Genomic DNA, 18,332 nt, shown 5'->3' with positions numbered 1-18,332 from the left:
TCCTTACTCTTCAATTGCGGCCTTTCTGCGGAATTTAGCCAGGAATTCATAAACGATTGGCACGATGAGCAGTGTCAGTACCGTCGAGCTGGCCAGTCCGCCAATTACGGTCACACCCAGCCCCTTGGAAATTAGTCCGCCGCTGCCGCCTTCAAAGCCAAGCACGAGCGGCAGAAGCGCTCCAATGGTGGCAAGAGCTGTCATCAAAATCGGACGCAGCCGGGTTCCAGCCGCCTCAATGAGCGCTTCCCGGGTGCTGAGCCCCGCCTTCTCCATATGCAGTACGCGGTCAAGCAGCACAATTGCGTTGGTAACCACGATCCCGATCAGCATGAGCGCTCCCATCATAGCCGCCGCACTGATTGTTTCCCCGGCCAAATACAGACCGACTAACGCTCCGATAATGGTAAACGGCAGGGAGAACAATATAGCAAACGGCGTCAGAGCTCCGCCAAAGGTGATAACCAGCAGCAGGTACACAATCGCAATGGCCGCAGCCATGGCCAGACCAAGCTGGGTAAAGGTTTCGTTGATCTGCTCGGCGACGCCGCCAAAGTCGACTGTCACATTCGCAGGAAGGTCTATTTTATCAATTTCAGCCTTCAGGTCTGTGCTGGCCTTGTTCACATCTTTGGACACAATGTTAGCCGATACCCCCACATAAAGCTTGCCGTCTTTGCGGGATACCGTGTCGGCCGATGTACCTTCTTCCACTTTGATGACATCTTTGAGCGGTACGGTCACGCCAAGCGGCGAAGTGATCGTCTCGTTCTCAATGTCGGAAATGGAACCGTACTGCTTCGTATCCACCTGCACATACACATTGTAATCCTTGTCGTCTACGGTCACCTGCGTCAATACCGGACGTTCGCGCACCGGACTGAGCTTCATGACGATCTGACCGGCTGTCAAGCCAAGCTTGCTCAGCTTTTGCTGATCGGCGACAAGCGTATACTGCTGATATTGCTGGGAAAGAGAGTTGTCAACTTTTTCAAAGGAGCTGTCCTTTTTCATCAGATCCTCGATTTGCGTAACGACCGGTTTAATAGCATCAAAACTGTCACCGTATACGGACAGGCTCAGCTGACTGCCGCCAAGACCGCCGCCTCCGAGATTCATCTGTCCCCAATTGCCTGACGGTTCCACCGTTTTGAGGGCTTCGACCAGCTTATCTTTTTCAGCGTTGAAATCCTTCACGTCACTCTCATACTGTACATAGAACAACGCGCTTTTGCCTGATGATGCGCCGAACGGACTCTGTCCGCCGACCGAATACTGCAGATTAGTTACACCTGCGCGTTCCATGATCAGCTTCTCCGCATCAAGCGAGGTCTGCTCGACGTCGGCCAGGGTTTTTCCCGGTCCTGGCGAATACGTCACCATGGCATATTTCTCCGGTTCATCCGGAAGGAAGCTAACTCCGATCTTCGGAACCAGGAAGAAGCTAGCGGCCAGTATGACAATAGCGCCAACGAAGGTAATCAGCTTATGATTAAGCGCCCATCCCAGAATTTTGCGATACCGGACGGCGATAACGCCGGGACGTTCCTCATGCTTCTGACTTTCCTTCAGACCTTTGCGGAACATCAAATGGGTCATCATCGGCACGACAGTGATGGCTACGAGCAGTGAAGCAAGCAGCGCAAACACCATTGTCAGCGCAAACGGCATAAAAATTTGACCAATGGGTCCTGTAACGGTTCCAAGCGGAAGGAATACGGCAATCGTGACCAAGGTCGATGAGAGAATCGGCATAAACATCTCTCTGGTCGCCTCGGTGATCAGCGCCTTGCCTCTGAGCTTCTCGGAACGCAGAGACATCCGCCTGTAATTGTTCTCAATGACGACAATCGAGTCATCGACGACCCTCCCGATCGCGACCGTCATCGCGCCAAGCGTCATAATGTTAAGAGTGATATCCATCTGCTGGAGAAGCAAGAGAGCGATAACCAGTGACAGCGGTATGGAAATAATGGATATGATCGTCGTTCTGAAATTGCGCAGGAACAAAAGAATGACAATAACTGCAAACAGTGCGCCGAACAGCGCCTTGTCGATCATCGTGCTGACTGATTCCTCAATCGGCTTGCCCTGATCCAGCATCACAAGGGATTTAATTTCCGCATGCTCTTTCTGGAATTGAGCCGTCTCGTCCTTCACCGCATTGACAACGTCAACGGTATTGGCATCTGAGGATTTTGTAATATTGATGCCGATAGAAGGCTCCCCGTTCGTCCGGGAGATGGATTCCGGCATGGAGACCAATTCGATATTGGCAATTTCCGACAATTTAACAGTCGGGATTTCTGTTGGCGCTTGTGAACCTTGGGGAGCCTGATTGACAGCGCCTTGCCCTGTTCCGCCATTGCCGGCTGCTGCCCCTCCTCCGGGAGCACCTGCAGCCTGTCCTGCGCCTCCAGCAGCTTGTCCTGCGCCTCCAGCAGCGCCCTGCGGCGGTGTTCCGCCTGCACCGGATGGAATTGCCGGGATCTCAATATTTTTCAACTGATCAAGCGTAGTAACATTGCCATCAACGACGATGGCTTTCTCGGTCTTGTCCATTTCAAACAGGCCAAGAGGGGCTTTGACGGCCGAGGCTTGTACTATTCCTTTAACCGTATCTTCACTAAGGCCAAGCTCGGCCATCTTGTCTTTATTAAAGGTTAGCTGAACTTCCTTCACCTGCTGGCCGGAGATCGCTACCGCGCCCATTCCGTCAATGCCTTCAAGCGATGGCTTCAAATCTTCCTCGACCAGCTTCGTGACCTCTTCAAGCGTCATTCCGCTGCCGCTGGAAATACTCAGAGACATAATCGGAAAATCATTAAGGCTGATTTTGGATATCTGCGTATCCTGTGCGCCGCTTGGCAGTTCAAAACCATCGGTGACAGCTTTCAGCTCACTCTCCGCTTCCTTCATATCCTTGCCGTAATCATACTCCACAACGATGGAAGAAACGTTCTCTGATGAAGTTGAGGTGAATGCGGTGACGCCATTCATGTTCTTGAGCCGCTGCTCGAGCGGGATGGTCAGCTTGTCCGCCACCTCTTCCGGAGTTGCGCCCGGGAACACGGTATTGACCACCAGTATGGGAACACTAATGTTCGGAATGGTCTCCTGCTTCATGTTCAGACCCGCATACAATCCGCCAACCGTGACAATAATCGTCATGATCCAGATGGCGAATTTGTTGTTTATTGAAAATCGGATAATTCCTTTCATCCTTCCACTCCTCATCTCTTTATATGACTTCATTGACCATTCGTTCAAATATAATTCCATACTATTTGAACAAAGTTCAAAAGTCAATTAAACAGCGTTCAAATGAAGCCTGGTTGAACGGTCAGTCACAATAAAAACATATTTGAAATTCCTCTTGCGCTTTTCAAAAAATGCATGCTATAATATCACTTACGTGTCCCAGTAGCTCAGCTGGATAGAGCAACGCCCTTCTAAGGCGTGGGTCGGGGGTTCGAATCCCTCCTGGGACGCCATTAGGTCGCGATACGTTCAATTTAATAAATATCTAAAACCCCCGAAACCCTTGATGTCACTGGGTTTCGGGGGTTTTTTGTTACCTATGATAATCCTTGAGAATATGATTGGAAACGATAGGTTTTGAATTTTTTCTACACATTTTCTACACACATGAAATCAAATGATTCACATTAATGCAGGCCGCTCGTTGGGCTCCATTTAAAATCCCAAGCGCTTGGAATTTTACTTCTTCGATAAATAATCCCACCCCCTCCATCTATTTTGCCCTCTAGGTTGTATGTCCCGTTGATCCGGCCAATACTTGGGACGATTACACGTTCTACGTTAGCAATCTAAACTATCTCGTTCAATGCCAAGCCAACCAAATGATTCAAACCTAAGTGTTTTTTAAGGCGGTTAATGTAGTCACGAATATCTCTCACGCCTTTCAAACTGAAGGCGAATAAAATACGTCTGAATGCATATTCTGGATTTTGTCCCAGTTGCCGGGATTGGTCGTGTCAGGAGTGCGGTGCTCCAGAATGGCCTGATATAGGGCGGTTTTTTGTTCCAAATGGGCAACATGCCGTTTGGCTTCTTCGAGCTTAACAAGCGCCGCTTCTTTATGCTCTATCATGAGTGCGCTGCGTTGCGGAATGGTCGAATCCCCTTCGAGACAGAGGTCGACGTACGTTTTGATGACCTCAATCGGCATCCCGGATTGCTTGAGGCATTTGATACCATGCAGCCAGTTGATCGATTCTTCGTCGAACATCCGAATGTTTTTTTGATTGCGCTGTTCGCTCGGCACCAGGCCTTTATCCGTGTAAAAGCGCACGGCGTGCTCGGTGAGTCCCGTTATCAAGGCGGCTTCTTTGACTGTATGCATGTGGAATCCTCCTTGAGAAAAATTTATTGATGACGGCTTGACTTCGTGTTACACGAAGGATCTAAGCTTATTGTAATGCAAATCAGCCGTAAGCGGGATCCCCGCTGCGGTGCCAATTCCCGGGGTGCGCGCCATTTGCTGTTTTACATTTGAACAATTGGAGGAAATACAATGCAAACTGTAACATTGAACAACGGAGTGAAAATGCCGATCATCGGCTTCGGTGTCTACCAAGTTCCCGATGCAAAAGAATGCGAGAACGCAGTATATGAATCGCTGATGGCCGGTTACCGCCTGATCGACACCGCCGCCGGTTACCTGAACGAGGAAGCGGTCGGACGTGCGATCAAACGCAGCGGCGTACCACGTGAGGAGCTGTTCATCACGACAAAGCTCTGGGTTCAGGATGCTGGCTACGAGAGTGCCAAGCTGGCGTTTGCCAAATCCTTGAATAAGCTACAGCTCGACTATCTCGATCTATACCTTATTCACCAGCCGTTCGGCGATTACTACGGCGCTTGGCGTGCGATGGAAGACCTGTACCATGAAGGAAAGATCAAGGCGATCGGTGTCAGCAACTTCCTGCCCGACCGTCTGATGGATCTCATCGTGCATAACGAAATCGTGCCCGCCGTCAACCAGGTCGAAACGCACCCGTTCTACCAGCAGATCGATAGCGCAGCTTTTATGAAAGAGCAGGGAGTGCAGCACCAGTCGTGGGCGCCGTTCGCTGAAGGACTCAACAACATGTTCGGCAACGAAGTGCTGATCTCGATCGCGGAAAAACACAACAAGTCCGTCGCCCAGGTCGTGTTGCGCTGGCTTGTTCAGCGTGAAGTCGTTGTTATTCCAAAATCGGTGCGCAAAGAGCGGATCGTCGAAAACTTCGACATTTTCGATTTTGAGTTGAGCGCGGACGATATGAAAGATATTTCCGCCCTCGATACGCGGGAAACTCTTTTTTTATCGTACCAGGATCCGAAGTTCGCCAAGATGCTGGGCACCTTGAGAGTCGATCTGTAACCTTGATCGAACCGTAACTCTTCACGCGTTTATCCTCATATCTATTAAGAAAGGACAGGGCGGACACACCTGTCCTTTCTTTACTTGAATTATTGTGGGAAGCATAATCCCATTCTCCCTCGAATCAGCATTACCTATATAACCGGCAGCAGAGATTTATAATTGCACACAGAGCCTATCGACAGTCACTTCGGGTGTTTTAATCTTATGGATGAAGCCTTTAACGGCCTTACGAATATCCGCTGGTTGGAAATCGCAATGTATACCGTCCCAAATAATCAAGAATGTTCCGGCCTGACGAAGGGAGGCTTGCAGTATACCACCCAACTTTTCTGGTACAACAATGAAACCTGTTTAAGTTAATGACATTTTGAAATTAAGGGGACTTTATTCTAGCATGTATTCTAATTTTACCGATTTACTGTCAAACTCGGGTTCATTCAAAAGTTATTGAACAGAAAAAGGATCTTCTATCCGGGTATAGGGTTCGATAGGAAGCTCCTCACCATTCAAAAATTTAACAATGGCATCAGTGTAAGTCTGCTGATAGGGCTTAGTGATTACGTGTCCAAGCCCCTCAATTGGCAGTAGCTTGGAGTTCTGGAATGTATCCCGGAATTCACGGGTCTGCTCCCAGGCAATATAATCATATTGTCCACGAATGATTAAGACTTGTGTTGTATCCTTTTTCAAGGCTGGCCGCGGATCTGGGACTTTCTGAGAATCCAATGCCATTTTCACATTAACCCAGAAACCAAACCCTTCGGAAGGAGACACCTCATTCGTATCTGGATTCGGATTACTCGGTTCCATGTTAAGCATATCTACAAAACTTTCGTATAATCCATCGAGTGATTTTTCAGGCATCAAGACGTATAGACCTTGTGTGCCTCCCGCTTGAGAAATGATTTGAGCTAGGGTAAAGCGTAAATTTGCTGAAACTACTTCACTTTGATCCTTTTGTCCGGCTTCATTTAATTTAGGTCCAATATCACTGTTATTTCTAAGCCAGATACCTCCTGGGGACAGAAAGACAGCCTTCTCAACGTAAGGGTAAGCCGCCATGTAGTTTGCAATCAAGGTTCCGCCCCAGGATTCACCGACTAAAATCACTTTATCCGCATTCAATTGTTCACGGATGGCTTCCAAATCCTGTACTTGTCTGTCTACAGTATATTCATCTGGATTATGCCGACTGGAAAGGCCGGCACCTACTTGGTGGTAGTTGTATACGTCATACCCTTCTTTGGCAAGGGCATTAGCATAATCATCGTTCTCCAAAGAGGGTGCGCCTGCGCCCCCATGAACGAGTAAAACGGGATATGGCTTATCCACGTTCTCGGAGATATGTGTATACGCAATTCGTGAACCAGTGGATAAATCCCAATAATGCATATTATCGCTCGGTTGCATTGGATTTGATTCGACAGGAGCATAAAGGAAACCGAACATGAGCGATGCGGACAAAAGTAGAGCTATTCCAGCAGAAAACATGGAGTATTTCCTGTTTGACCGAACCTGATTTCCTTTTAACATTCGTCCGGTGAAATACCCACCTCCACCTGCAATGATAACAAGAATAAATATCCCGGCTACAAAAGCGATTATTCTATTCCCTGAACTTCCAGCAAAGTATATTGTCGCGACCATCGAAACGATCATTCCTACAATGCCAGCTACGGTCAATAGAGCCCAAGCTGAAATTTTCTTAAAAATTGTTGGAGCAACTCCTTTTGTTATAGGGGTGATATCTCCCATCTTATCTTCCTACCTTCCTTATATGTGTGGTTGCAACTCTCTGTTGCGAAGCATTCTTGTTTTTGATTCTGCTCGAGACCATCGTTTTCTGACAATTCCAGTAATTTCCATGTCGAGTTATCCGAATATATAGATTACGAAAAATGGAATCTTTTCAGTAATGGAACTGAAATATCCTAAGCGATTGAGATTTTACTTCTTCGATAAATAATCCCATCCCCTCCATCTGTTTTGCTCCCTTGGTTGCATGTCCCGTGTGTAAATACAATAATCAAGGTTTATTAAGGAAGATTTAATTTCAATACGTGCTGACACGTGTTATAATATATTCAGAGGGTGAGGGAAGTTGAGAAGTTATTCATCAAGAGAAATCTTACGAATCTTGAGAGAAGCATGATGGTACAAGGTCCATACAGTCGGTGACCATTATCAGTTTAAGCACCCGACAATTAAAGGCAAAGTAACCGTAACGCATCCTGTGAAAGATGTAGCAATACATATCCTAAAAGATATCGAAAAGAAGACGGGGCTAAAATTATAGCCCCTCCCCCTTCTTTTTAAAATAAAATATTAAAAATTTAAGGTTAGAAAAGGATAAGTGCTAAATAAAATGAAAAAGACGTATACATTCCCTGCTGTGCTGGTCTTTACTGAAACGTACATCGCCATTTCGTTTCCTGATCTGGAGGAAGCCTTGTCACAAGCGGATGATATTGAGCAGGCACTGAGGCGGTCAAACGAAGTGCTTAGGCTTACCATTGAAAGTCGAATTGCTGATAACGAGGAAATTCCGGAACCCACTCCACTGACTGCGATTCGGTTGGAAGACAATCAGAGAACGATCTTAGCAAGCGTAACACTTAAAAAAAAATTGAAATATGTGAAAAAAACACTTACTGTTCCCGATGATCTAAATGAAGCAGCGGAAGAGGCGGGTTTGAACTTCTCCCAGGTGCTCCAAAGGGCGCTGCGTGAAGAATTGTCACAAAGATAAACTTGCATTTGAAGTCAGGGACAGTCAAAAAACAACCTCGTCAGCCAATCGGCAGCGGGGTTATTTATTTGATATGCGCTATAAGAAGAGGTTATTTATTATATGACGCCTCTAAAAAGATGTTCATTGATAAAATAGGCCTATCCCCTACTGGATATTATAGTGGAATTATGTCGAATTAAATAAAGGGGAGTGGTTGGATGAAGAAAATTTTATTTACAGTAATTGCGGCTGTTATTGTGTTATCTGCTTGCTCGGCAAATACAAACAATAGTGATAACCAGGCGGCGACAACGAATCAAGAAACTACTATGAATGCGGCACCGGAAGCAGCCGATCCACCAACATCCGGTATATGGACTGGAGCTGTCGATGTCAAAAACAATGGTAAATCAGACTATCAGTCTCTAGTGTTTTCTGTTGTCTACTTGACGGGGGTATGACCAAGCAGCAAGGGATTCGAGGTTTTTTTGTTTCACTAAATAGCTATTAAGATTACGTCTTTTTAATCGATAATTAACTCTTCGGTCCCAAACCTGAACTGCAACGTGCTAAACCGTATCGGATCTCGAGGAATCCTGTTTAAAACAAATTAAAGATCAAAGAGGCTGTTTCTCATGATCGGGAAACAGCCTCTTTGATCTTTATGGAAATCATTCGGGAATCATCACCGGCTTTTGTTTCTACGAAAGGTTGATTGATCTGTTTGAGTTTCTTCTCGACAGCTTTGTATTTTTCCCAAGCCAATGTACAACTCTTGGAGTCCTTGCCTAATTCATATTCGAAATACGCCCGTTTGTACTGATCATCCAGCCTCTTGATATTCCTGATATGAATGGAAAAATTCCGGTCCACCGGAAAGAAGTCGTACCCGCTGTCCTGCAAGGCCTTTGTCCATGTTTTTAAAGTGCCCCAAATATAATATTCTTCATTTGTCGTGTGAATTTTGATTTGCGGCGTACTGCCCCCGATGTACTCAAGGAACACCACAGCTTTAATCTCCACGCTGCACAGCCCGCCGCTGCCATCGTTATTTTTTATAACTGATAATAAATCCATTTCAAACATCTCCCAGGCTATTTCTGCTTTTTAAGAAGACTTGCCGGCGTTTTTGGCTGATGTACCCAAATGATGCTGGCAGTAGAAACAATCAGTACCGCAGCGGAGGCCAATGCAGTACAAACAAAATAGAAAACTTTGCTTTTAAGCGATTTCATTTTCATATTTAGCGTCACCTCCTCTCCATTTGATCAAGAGAATGCATTGAATGAGGAACGAAATGGCAACAATTGAGGATTGGAAATAAAAATTTGAACAGACAATAAGAACGGAAATCCACCTTAATAACGGAAAATACTTTGAAGGAATCCTGGTTTGCTGCTCGATTCTTGATGGCGCGTAGAGGATGGCGAGAAGTATGCATACGATAGTCAGACAGAACACGGTTAAATTGGAAATTGAGGAGAAACCGACAATATTGGCCGCTATGGAAGTCGATAGCAGGCATGTCCAGCTATGTTTAAGATGAATGCCTCCGGAAACCGCTCTTAGAGCAGCGAAGGCCAGCAAGGCGTATATCGTTTCCTGCGTTTTCCCTGTCATTAAGCTCAAGCTCAATGCAGCAATTAAGGTTCCGAAGGTATTGAAAAGCGCCTCTATGGAAAATTGCAATTCTTCAATAGAGCTTGGATGGTCAGGGGCCCTCCGCTTTAAGCCCGCAGCCAATCTAAAGGCCAATGTTTGCATCTTCTGTCTCCTTCTTTAGTGCAAAATAGAGCAGAAAAGCCAGTCCGATAAAGTAGATTATTGTGGCTATGTATAGATTTCCAATAAACAGCACAGCTCCGAATGCCAGAGCGATTAATATCATTATAATCATTACCAGCAAAGTTACCAACTTATAAATTGGTTTTTCGAATTCAAATGAGAACCCTATTCCTCTTTTATATAGAAAACCGCTAATCAGATACCCGATAAGACCCGTCAATGTCTGCAGCAGATACCCTTTCCATGCATGAGAATTAATTTCCTGAACGGACAGGTACCCAAAGGATAACTGCATTATCAAGCCTGTCTGCAGCAATGCAAAAAAACATAGACCTGTCAAAGATACAATTAAAGCCCAGAATGCAGGAATTTTAACTACGGCCATCATAAAAAGAACCAGCAGCACCAGAATGGCAACCGGAGCGTAATCAGCAAGCGCTACTTCTTTTCGCAAGTAAAAACTCACAAGGTTAATGACGAGCATCATGATAAGCGAAGGCCAAAGATATTGAGTGAATTTAAGTCTGTAAAGGGTGAATGAAATAGAAAACAATGCGATGCTTTCAATGATGGAAAATAACATGAACAACAAAAAAACACTCATTTGATCAACCGTCCCTCAGTTTACTGAACCCCGCTGTGCGATAAATTCAATCGCTCTATCCTTTAGCCATATTGGCCTGCCACCATCTAACAGTGCATCCGGTTTAAGAAAATCACCCCTATACTCCGGATTGAGCGCCCGTTTGCCGGCAAGTGATATATTTTGTTGGGATGTCCCCAGATGCTTGGAGAGCCAAGCGGCTGTCACGTATTCCAGTAGTTCCATTCGCTCTCCTTTCCCGTATCCGCCTTATTACCTCATTATACCCAAGCGGTTGATATGTACAAGCGAACAAAACTATTTTCCAGACGTTTCTTGTCTCTATAGCAGCTGGTCCCGGTTGTTATACAAGAACGGGAACCTGCTCCTAAAAAACTAGGAAAAGGTTCCCTGCTTGGGGCGGTACCCAATATGCAGAACATTCATAAAAAGCTTACTGCACTTTTACTTTGAAACGGCTTGCCGATTTCAGAAGTTCTGCCGCCAGATCCGAGCACCTGCCGATGGATTCGGTCAATTCCTGCATCGTAGCGCTTTGCTGCTCGGCAGCCGCTGCGACCTCTTCGGAGCTTGCTGCCTGCTCCTGTGTAATGCCGGAAATTTGCTGCATGGCCGAGGTGATCTGCCCGAACGACCGCTCCACATTGACAACAGCCTCCTGCAGCTGCTCGGTGCACGTCGAAAACTGGCCAACTCCCTTAAAAATACCTTCGAAATTGGCATGCGTCTCGCTAATCCAGGCATGTCCCTGCGTGACGGCTTCATTGCCTTCAACAATACGGTTGATAACCAGCCGGCTGTTTTCCTGTGTGACCGAAACCAGCTCGGATATAGACAAAGCGGACTGTGAAGATTGCTCGGAGAGCTTCCGTACTTCCCCTGCAACTACAGCAAAGCCTTTGCCCTGCTCACCGACACGGGCCGCTTCAATCGATGCGTTAAGCGCCAGCAAATTCGTTTGGCTGGCAATATTCGAAATAATGGTTACAATATCTCCGATAGCCCGCGAATTATGCCCCAGAAGCTCAGCGGCCTCGAGGGAGTGCCGCATTGCCTCCTGTATGACCTCCATCTGATGCAGCGTCTTCTCTACCAATTCCCGCCCGCCTTCGGATTGCTCTCTGACAAGCACCGCAATTGACTGCATCTCCTCCACATCCTGGGTGACCTCAGAGAGCTCCCCGTCAATTTCAGATACAGCTTCCGAACTGTTCGTGAGCCCTTCGACGATCCCATTGATGCCCTCGCTCATTTTGTTCATGGATACCGCTACCTGCAGCGCACTCTGGCTTGTCTCTCCCGATGCCTGATGCAAATTGCGTGTCGTTCCCGAGATCTCGTCCGACGATGATAGAATCTGGCGGATCAGCTCCTGCAGGTTCTGGCTCATCTGTCCGAACGACTGGGACAGCTTGCCCATCTCATCCTCACGCTTCAGTATAATCTGCTCGCTCAAGTCTCCGGCAGCCACCTTCTCCGTGGCCGACATCAGCCTGCGTATCGGCTTTGTGAATATACGGCTGATCGCCAGCGATACAATGGAGCCAATCAATAAAACGATAATGGTTATGATGACGGTGGACCAGAATATGGTCGATGACATTTTTGGTATAACAGAGGCATCCAGGTCGATACCGAGCAAGGTGCTCGTGTTTCCATCCGTGTAGGGAACGAAGATGGATTTATGAATACCGAATTCATCCTTGTAGATTTCGCTGACAATTGTCTTGTTGTCGGTCAGAGCCTTGTTCATATCAGCCGTAAACGGATAGTCGGTCCCGTAATCGTCCGGTACATCGGCTAACACGACGATATGGTCCTTACCGCCGCTTTTGGACAGCACATACACATTCTCCAGACCATTCTTAACTTTGACCTGTTCCAGATTTTCTTTCAGGGCGGCATAAAGCGGGTCGCTTGCATCCTTTACTTCGGCCTCGTAACCGGGAATGCCGGCTACCAGATCCGAGACAACCCCGATATCCGTATTCAGCCTTAGATCAAACTGCTGCAGCAGCTTATCGACCAGATTCGTATTGACGTAATAAGTTGTGCCTGCAAATGCGGCGCATGTAAATAATTGCAGCAGCAGGATGCTGATGATGACTTTGAGCGACAGTCGTTCCCGCACGGGACGCAATAAGGAATTAAACAACTTCGACGGACCTCCCTGATTGATACGGAGAATGGTACTGCTCATAAATTTCGTCTACTCTCTCCTTTAAGTAGCCGACAATTGCCGGGACATGCTCAAGCTGTGTATAAGGCGAGATCACAAACAGCTTGCTGGCGTATAAGGGGACTTCCACACCTTCCTGGGATAAAACCAGCAGATGCTTCTTGGTGTCCCCAAAAAACATGTCATCGCGCCGCTCCCCGAGCAGTTCGAATAATCGTTCATTAAGCCGGTTGTTTCGGACGAGCTCATCAAGCGGGCACTCCCCGGCCAATTCCTCTTGGAATCGGGAAATCCGGTTCTCATAAATCCTCAGCAGTGTCGTAATACCGGGATTGTCGGGGTTTGCGATCACCATCTCGGGAACTTCCTTCATGAGCTGCCTGCGGAAAGCCAAATTGACCGATACAAACTGCGCCAGCAGCTGTTGATACCCTTCAATGCCAAAAGCCTGCAGAGCGCTGTAGATGCTGATCGAGCTGGCCATTCGGGAGCATTCCAGCGTGTAACCGGTATGATACTGGCCATATCCGCGGTATCCCACATAAGGCGTTTCGTCGGGATTCAAATCAAGCAGCCGCAGAGATTCCGCTTCTTTAACCAGGAGCAGGCTCGTCAGATACGGCGTTTGTCCCAGCTTTTGAAAATCAAAGCACATGGTATCGGCCAGATGAATATGCTTCATTTTGCCTGCGATCGCATGGAGAGCTCCCAGCGTTTCCATGTCCAATGCAAGCGGATTAAGGGCAAAATCATAATCATTGAAAAAAGCGAAAAATCCTCCCAGCGCTGAGTCCGCATGAATATGCGGCCTGTTTAATCCATTAGCCGCGGCAGCTTGTACGGCAATATTCATAATATCGGAAATATCGTCAATTCCCATAGCATCGGTCGTCCCCGTAGTGGCGACGATATAGATCGGAATCCCGCCTGAACGAATAACCTGCTCCAGCTTCCATTTCAAATCCGCTGTGTCCATGGAGCTGTCGCTTCTTGTCCGGATTTTGACCAGACGGTCGCTTCCAAGTCCTGTCGCTTCCATGGATTTGTACAGACTGTAATGAGCCGAATCCGAACAGAAGGCATACAGATTATTCGGCACTCCCGTGCGTGAAGCATCCGGAGCGAATTTGGCGATTGCCAGCCGCAGACCGGTGAAGATTGCCCCCTGTCCGCCCCAGGTTGTGTAGCCGCCGCTTCTCGTATGGTCATAACCGGCCAGCTTGGACATCATGCTGACGACCCGCACTTCAGCTTCAGCTCCGGCCGGGCCATATACGTCCCACAAATTATTGCCGTTGACAAGCATCGCGGCGAGCATTCCCATAATGCCCGGAATCGATGCCATAGGCAGAATATTGGTCATAAAATATTTGGTATGGTAGGGATGCGCATGCATCAGTTCAATCAGGCCCCGGGTTACATCTTCCATCGCCTTCCCCTGCGGGGGGATAACGCTGCTCTCATTCAGTTGTCCATAGAAATCGCCTGACCGGTCCTTGCTGCCCTTCAGGTTTACCCTCTCAGGGTCCTTCAAAAGATCGAAGCCCGTCATCAGCTGCTCCATAAGCTTCATCAATTGCATCCGGTCCTGCTCATTCCCATCATCGCTCGGAAACCATTGACGTACATCTTGAACTGGTGACATCTTCATGTAATAGCCTCTTTTCTGTAACCAATTTATTTTGTGATGCGAAAAACCCATAAATGATCCGCACAGCAAAAAAACAGCATAATGGGCATGGCAAGCCTAAACAGCTGTTAAATGGATGCAACTGGCTGGCATTTCCACTGTTGGATGATGCCCCTGTAGTTTTGCGTCACTACTTTTCAATAGCTTTGCCTAGTATTCAATTTGTCTTCGCCATGGAAATAATAGACCGGGAAGCTTAGTCGTATATTACTATTTTGTTCCATTATCTTCAAGGATTTTTGGGCCTTTTAACAATAAAATTATAAATAAGTTACGAATTTATTACAATTATTGACCTTTCGACATTAAAACCAGTTCTAAAGACTTATTTTTTTTCAAGTTTTCTCCTCTTTTCTAGAGATTTATTTTTTTTCATTTCTGCATGCCCGGGGTAATAGTTCAATGGAACGCGTAAGAACAACGTATTCGTGGAATGATAGCTTATCGAAAGGAGTTGTTTCTCAAATGACGAAGCAGCCTATGACATCTTCAGGCGAAACGCCAGCAAGGCCAACCACTTTACCGCCTCAGCATCAAAGCCGGCAGCCAGGACTGGAATCCAAAATGACGCCAAGCCCGCAATTTGAATCTTCCGGATTAAAGGCAGCGGGCAAGCTGCAGGGCAAGATAGCCATTATATCCGGAGCAGACAGCGGGATCGGCCGTGCCGTTGCAGTTGCTTATGCCAAGGAAGGCGCCGATATAGCCGTTCTATATTTGAATGAACAAAGCGATGCGGAGGTAACCAAGCAGTTCGTGGAAGAGGCCGGCCGCCGCTGCATTCTGCTGGAGGGAGATATCGGCGATCCGAATTTCTGCCGCCAGGCCGTGGAGGAAACCGTTAAAAGCTTGGGAAAACTCGATATCGTCGTCAATAACGCGGCAGAGCAGCATCCCCAGGATAAGATTGAGCTCATTATTCCCCAACAGCTTGAACGGACCTTCAAAACCAATATTTTCGGGATGTTTTATTTAACGCAGGCGGCTATGCCCCATTTGGCAAGCGGTGCAGCAATCGTTAATACGACATCCGTAACCGCCTACCGGGGAAGCCCGACATTGCTCGATTATTCGGCGACCAAAGGAGCCATCGTTTCCTTTACCCGCTCCCTGTCCCTCAATCTTGCCGATCAGGGCATTCGCGTCAACGCCATAGCGCCCGGCCCTATCTGGACACCTCTTATTCCTTCAACCTTTGATGAGCAGAAGGTGGCCAAATTCGGCGCCGATGTCCCGCTCAAGCGTGCCGGACAGCCGGAGGAACTGGCTCCCGCTTATGTGTACCTCGCAAGCGAGGATTCTTCTTACATGAGTGGTCAAGTCCTTCACATCAATGGCGGGGAAATTGTGAACGGGTAGCATTCCCGAAGAAAATGATCTGCAGCTTGGAACAATTTAAAGAGGCCCGGACAAGCGAAGGAATTCGCTCGTCCGGGCCTGCCCGTGCTTAACTATTCTCTTATTCAATAAGGTCCTCTGATATAGTTGTGGACCTCTTGCTCGTAGAATTGATGGATTTTGTCGAGCTCGCTTCGCGTATAACCCGGAACATTGGCCGCCCGCAAATTATCTTCCACCTGCGAGACGTTTCGGAATCCCGGTATGATACAGGTAATATGGGGATTATCCAGAAGGTAGCGCAGCGCGGCGCTGGCCATATTCGTTCTGCCCTCGGCAATCCATGACAGCTCCTTGCTCAGTGATACGCCCATCTCGAAGGCAATTCCGGCGAAGGTCTCACCAACATTAAAGCTTTCGCCATTACGGTTGAAGTTCCGGTGATCGTCAGGGGCAAATGTTGATTTCTCCGTGAACTTGCCCGTCAGCAGCCCGCTGGCAAGCGGCAGACGCACCAGAATGCCCACTCCCTGCCCGAAAGCCTTGGGAATCAGCTCAAGCTCCGGCTTCTGCCGAAACAGGTTGTATATCACCTGCAGCGCCTTTACATTGGGATGCTGCAAGCAAATAAAACCCTCTTCGACGGTTTCAACGCTTACCCCGTATTCGCGGATTTTGCCTTCCTCGCGCAGACGGTCAAGCGCGCCGAATACCTCGCCGCTTCGCAGAATATCCGTAGGCGGACAATGCACCTGGTACAGATCGATTCTTTCGCGGCCCAACCGCTTCAAGCTTGCCTCGCAATAGGCCCGCACCGACTCGTAGGAATAGGAAGCCGGATCCAGAAGATCACCGGCACGGCCAAACTTGGTCGCGATGTAAATTTCGTCCTCCCGCCCTTTTGTCGCTTTGGCGAGCAATTCCTCACTATGTCCTTCACCATAAACATCTGCGGTATCGAAGAAGTTGACGCCCTCTTCCATTGCACGTGACAGCGCTTTGAGCGCCGAACCATCGTCCGTTCCGCCCCAGGATCCGCCGATAGCCCATGTTCCGAAGCTGATTTCACTAATGTGCAATTCGGTGCTGCCCAGTTGTCTGTACTTCATGATATCAACCGCCTTTATGTTTTGATGGCGCTTTCTTGCCTTGTTCCATTATGACTGCCATTCCCGCATACTGCAAGAGGACGAGTCGCTAAAATACAGAAATGGCGAGCCTGCTCTCCTGCAGACTCGCCAAATATCCTCAGGTCAAATCCTTGCGAGCAGTCTGGCGATGGATTTATCCGCTTCCCGGAGCACGAGCTTCTTGTCCATCGTCCGTACTCGCCCCCGCTGAACGACGTTTTTGCCGTCTACCCACACAGAGTCGACATTACCGCGGGAGGCGGCATACACAACACGGGAGTACGGGTCGGCATCAAAAGAGGGAAACGTGTGAAAATCATTCAAGTTCAGCAGGACCAGATCGGCCTTCTTGCCCTTCTCGATGGAACCGATCAGATGATCCATACCGAGTGTCTGCGCTCCGCCGATTGTAGCCATTCTCAGCACTCTCCGGGCATCCATGCTCTCCGGCCCGCATCTGGGCTTGTGAAGCAGAGCGGTCAGCCGCATCTCCTGGAACATATCCAGCGTGTTGTTGCAGGGTGCCCCATCTGCGCCAATTCCCATTCCGATGCCCTCATCCAGCAATTCGGGCACCATCGCGATGCCGGAGGCGAGCTTCAGATTGGAACCCGGACAATGGGTCATCTTCGTACCGGTCCGCTTCATGATGGCCCGCTCTTCCACGTCCAGCCAGATGCAGTGAGCGAGAACCAGCCGGGGGGAGGTAAGGCCTATATGATCAAGATAGACAATGTTGCGCATACCGCGCTGACTCATTACAAGTTCGATTTCCTCCTGATTCTCCGCCGCGTGCGTATGAACCAGCACTCCGTAACTGGCAGATAAATCGCGCACCTCAGTAAGAAGACGCTCCGAGCAAGAAACGACAAATCTTGGACAATACGCATAGCTGAGACGGCCGCCATCATGGCCATGCCACTTCTCCAGCAGCCGTGTGCTCTCCTGCAGGGAGGCTTCGGTTTGTTCCTGAAGACCTTGCGGCACATCGCCGCCCGCATCCATCATAACCTTGCCGGATACGGCCCGGATGCCGCTCTGCGCCATGGCTTCAAAGGCGGACTCGGTGTGGCTGACAGTCTCCATATCCAGAATTGTCGTGGTCCCGCTGAGCAGCAGCTCGCCAATGCCGAGCATGGCCGAATAATAAATAGATTCCGCATCATGGGCAGCCTCAAGAGGCCATATCCTTGTCCGCAGCCAGTCCATCAATGCCATATCGTCCGCGCGGCCGCGGAAAAGCGTTTGGCATAAATGGATATGGGTCTGCACGAATCCGGGAAGCAGCAGCTTTCCACGGGCTTCAATGACTGTCGTATCCGGCTCAAGGTCCGTAATCCTGCCGCCAACCTCAGCGATGATATCATCCCTGATCAAAATATCTCCGGTCAGAATCTCATCCTTGTCATTCATCGTCACCATCTTGACATTACGCAGCAAGGTTGAACCCATAGGGGAAGCCTCCTCCATCATCAGATGCTCC

15 protein-coding genes, 1 tRNA gene, 2 pseudogenes and 1 riboswitch are annotated in these 18,332 nt (G+C 48.3%); of the genes and pseudogenes, 6 read left to right on the top strand and 12 right to left on the bottom strand.

Annotated elements, in window-relative coordinates:
• Positions 1–3: 3 nt before the first annotated feature.
• The gene (locus AC0YOB_RS11380; RefSeq protein ID WP_475792934.1) at positions 4–3,222 is read right to left on the bottom strand and encodes an efflux RND transporter permease subunit; all 3,219 of its coding nucleotides are present in this window, start codon (positions 3,220–3,222) and stop codon (positions 4–6) included.
• Positions 3,223–3,417: 195 nt separating this feature from the next.
• On the opposite strand from AC0YOB_RS11380, the gene AC0YOB_RS11375 reads away from it, so the two are divergent.
• Positions 3,418–3,494: transfer RNA gene (locus AC0YOB_RS11375), tRNA-Arg, on the top strand.
• 431 nt (positions 3,495–3,925) lie between these two features.
• Here AC0YOB_RS11375 and AC0YOB_RS11370 read toward each other — a convergent pair.
• Entirely contained in the window at positions 3,926–4,366 is a 441-nt protein-coding gene (locus AC0YOB_RS11370; RefSeq protein WP_475792933.1) for a MerR family transcriptional regulator, read from the bottom strand.
• Between the two features lie 171 nt (positions 4,367–4,537).
• Here AC0YOB_RS11370 and AC0YOB_RS11365 point away from each other — a divergent pair, with 171 nt between their 5' ends.
• Positions 4,538–5,389 (top strand): aldo/keto reductase, encoded by an 852-nt coding sequence (locus AC0YOB_RS11365; RefSeq protein WP_475792932.1) that lies wholly within the window; start codon positions 4,538–4,540, stop codon positions 5,387–5,389.
• 241 nt (positions 5,390–5,630) lie between these two features.
• On the opposite strand, the pseudogene AC0YOB_RS11360 reads toward AC0YOB_RS11365, so the two are convergent.
• Together AC0YOB_RS11360 and AC0YOB_RS11355 are read right to left on the bottom strand one after the other, a co-directional pair.
• Positions 5,631–5,739, bottom strand: a pseudogene (locus AC0YOB_RS11360) (transposase); the annotation flags it as partial.
• 97 nt (positions 5,740–5,836) lie between these two features.
• Entirely contained in the window at positions 5,837–7,147 is a 1,311-nt protein-coding gene (locus AC0YOB_RS11355) for an alpha/beta fold hydrolase (RefSeq protein WP_475792931.1), read from the bottom strand.
• A gap of 409 nt (positions 7,148–7,556) precedes the next feature.
• Between AC0YOB_RS11355 and AC0YOB_RS11350 the strand changes: the two are divergent.
• The 3 genes and pseudogenes from AC0YOB_RS11350 to AC0YOB_RS11340 form a co-directional block, all read left to right on the top strand.
• Positions 7,557–7,688 (top strand): annotated as a pseudogene (locus tag AC0YOB_RS11350) (type II toxin-antitoxin system HicA family toxin); the annotation flags it as partial.
• Positions 7,689–7,757: 69 nt separating this feature from the next.
• On the top strand, positions 7,758–8,141 hold the full coding sequence (locus tag AC0YOB_RS11345; RefSeq protein ID WP_475792930.1) for a type II toxin-antitoxin system HicB family antitoxin: 384 nt from the start codon (positions 7,758–7,760) through the stop codon (positions 8,139–8,141).
• A 200-nt stretch (positions 8,142–8,341) separates the two neighbouring features.
• Entirely contained in the window at positions 8,342–8,584 is a 243-nt protein-coding gene (locus tag AC0YOB_RS11340; protein ID WP_475792929.1) for a hypothetical protein, read from the top strand.
• Between the two features lie 172 nt (positions 8,585–8,756).
• On the opposite strand, the gene AC0YOB_RS11335 is transcribed toward AC0YOB_RS11340, so the two are convergent.
• The 6 genes from AC0YOB_RS11335 to AC0YOB_RS11310 all read right to left on the bottom strand — a co-directional run bounded on the left by AC0YOB_RS11335 (position 8,757) and on the right by AC0YOB_RS11310 (position 14,342).
• Positions 8,757–9,200, bottom strand: a complete 444-nt coding sequence (locus AC0YOB_RS11335) for a LytTR family DNA-binding domain-containing protein (protein ID WP_475792928.1) — start codon at positions 9,198–9,200, stop codon at positions 8,757–8,759.
• A 17-nt stretch (positions 9,201–9,217) separates the two neighbouring features.
• Complete coding sequence (locus AC0YOB_RS11330; RefSeq protein WP_210045619.1) at positions 9,218–9,364, bottom strand: AgrD family cyclic lactone autoinducer peptide; 147 nt, start codon at positions 9,362–9,364, stop codon at positions 9,218–9,220.
• On the bottom strand, positions 9,345–9,887 hold the full coding sequence (locus AC0YOB_RS11325; RefSeq protein ID WP_475792927.1) for an accessory gene regulator B family protein: 543 nt from the start codon (positions 9,885–9,887) through the stop codon (positions 9,345–9,347). The genes AC0YOB_RS11330 and AC0YOB_RS11325 overlap by 20 nt, the downstream gene beginning before the upstream one ends.
• Positions 9,868–10,512 (bottom strand): hypothetical protein, encoded by a 645-nt coding sequence (locus AC0YOB_RS11320; protein WP_475792926.1) that lies wholly within the window; start codon positions 10,510–10,512, stop codon positions 9,868–9,870. The genes AC0YOB_RS11325 and AC0YOB_RS11320 overlap by 20 nt, the downstream gene beginning before the upstream one ends.
• A 433-nt stretch (positions 10,513–10,945) precedes the next feature.
• Positions 10,946–12,667: a methyl-accepting chemotaxis protein gene (locus tag AC0YOB_RS11315; RefSeq protein ID WP_475792925.1), complete on the bottom strand. Its 1,722-nt coding sequence runs from the start codon at positions 12,665–12,667 to the stop codon at positions 10,946–10,948.
• Entirely contained in the window at positions 12,660–14,342 is a 1,683-nt protein-coding gene (locus AC0YOB_RS11310) for a pyridoxal phosphate-dependent decarboxylase family protein (RefSeq protein ID WP_475792924.1), read from the bottom strand. Before AC0YOB_RS11310 ends, AC0YOB_RS11315 begins: the two co-directional genes overlap by 8 nt.
• Before the next feature lie 113 nt (positions 14,343–14,455).
• Positions 14,456–14,542: riboswitch (cyclic di-GMP riboswitch) on the bottom strand.
• 319 nt (positions 14,543–14,861) lie between these two features.
• Here AC0YOB_RS11310 and AC0YOB_RS11305 point away from each other — a divergent pair.
• On the top strand, positions 14,862–15,740 hold the full coding sequence (locus AC0YOB_RS11305; RefSeq protein WP_475792999.1) for an SDR family oxidoreductase: 879 nt from the start codon (positions 14,862–14,864) through the stop codon (positions 15,738–15,740).
• A gap of 104 nt (positions 15,741–15,844) precedes the next feature.
• On the opposite strand, the gene AC0YOB_RS11300 is transcribed toward AC0YOB_RS11305, so the two are convergent.
• Both AC0YOB_RS11300 and AC0YOB_RS11295 read right to left on the bottom strand, forming a co-directional pair.
• On the bottom strand, positions 15,845–16,828 hold the full coding sequence (locus tag AC0YOB_RS11300) for an aldo/keto reductase (RefSeq protein ID WP_475792923.1): 984 nt from the start codon (positions 16,826–16,828) through the stop codon (positions 15,845–15,847).
• Between the two features lie 144 nt (positions 16,829–16,972).
• Positions 16,973–18,301 (bottom strand): 5'-deoxyadenosine deaminase, encoded by a 1,329-nt coding sequence (locus AC0YOB_RS11295; protein ID WP_475792922.1) that lies wholly within the window; start codon positions 18,299–18,301, stop codon positions 16,973–16,975.
• Between the last annotated feature and the right edge of the window lie 31 nt (positions 18,302–18,332).

The sequence above is a fragment of the Paenibacillus sp. JT31N17 genome, from assembly GCF_056269255.1.
The sequence above is the reverse complement of the archived record's forward strand: the minus strand, read 5'-3'. Positions and strand labels throughout refer to the sequence as shown.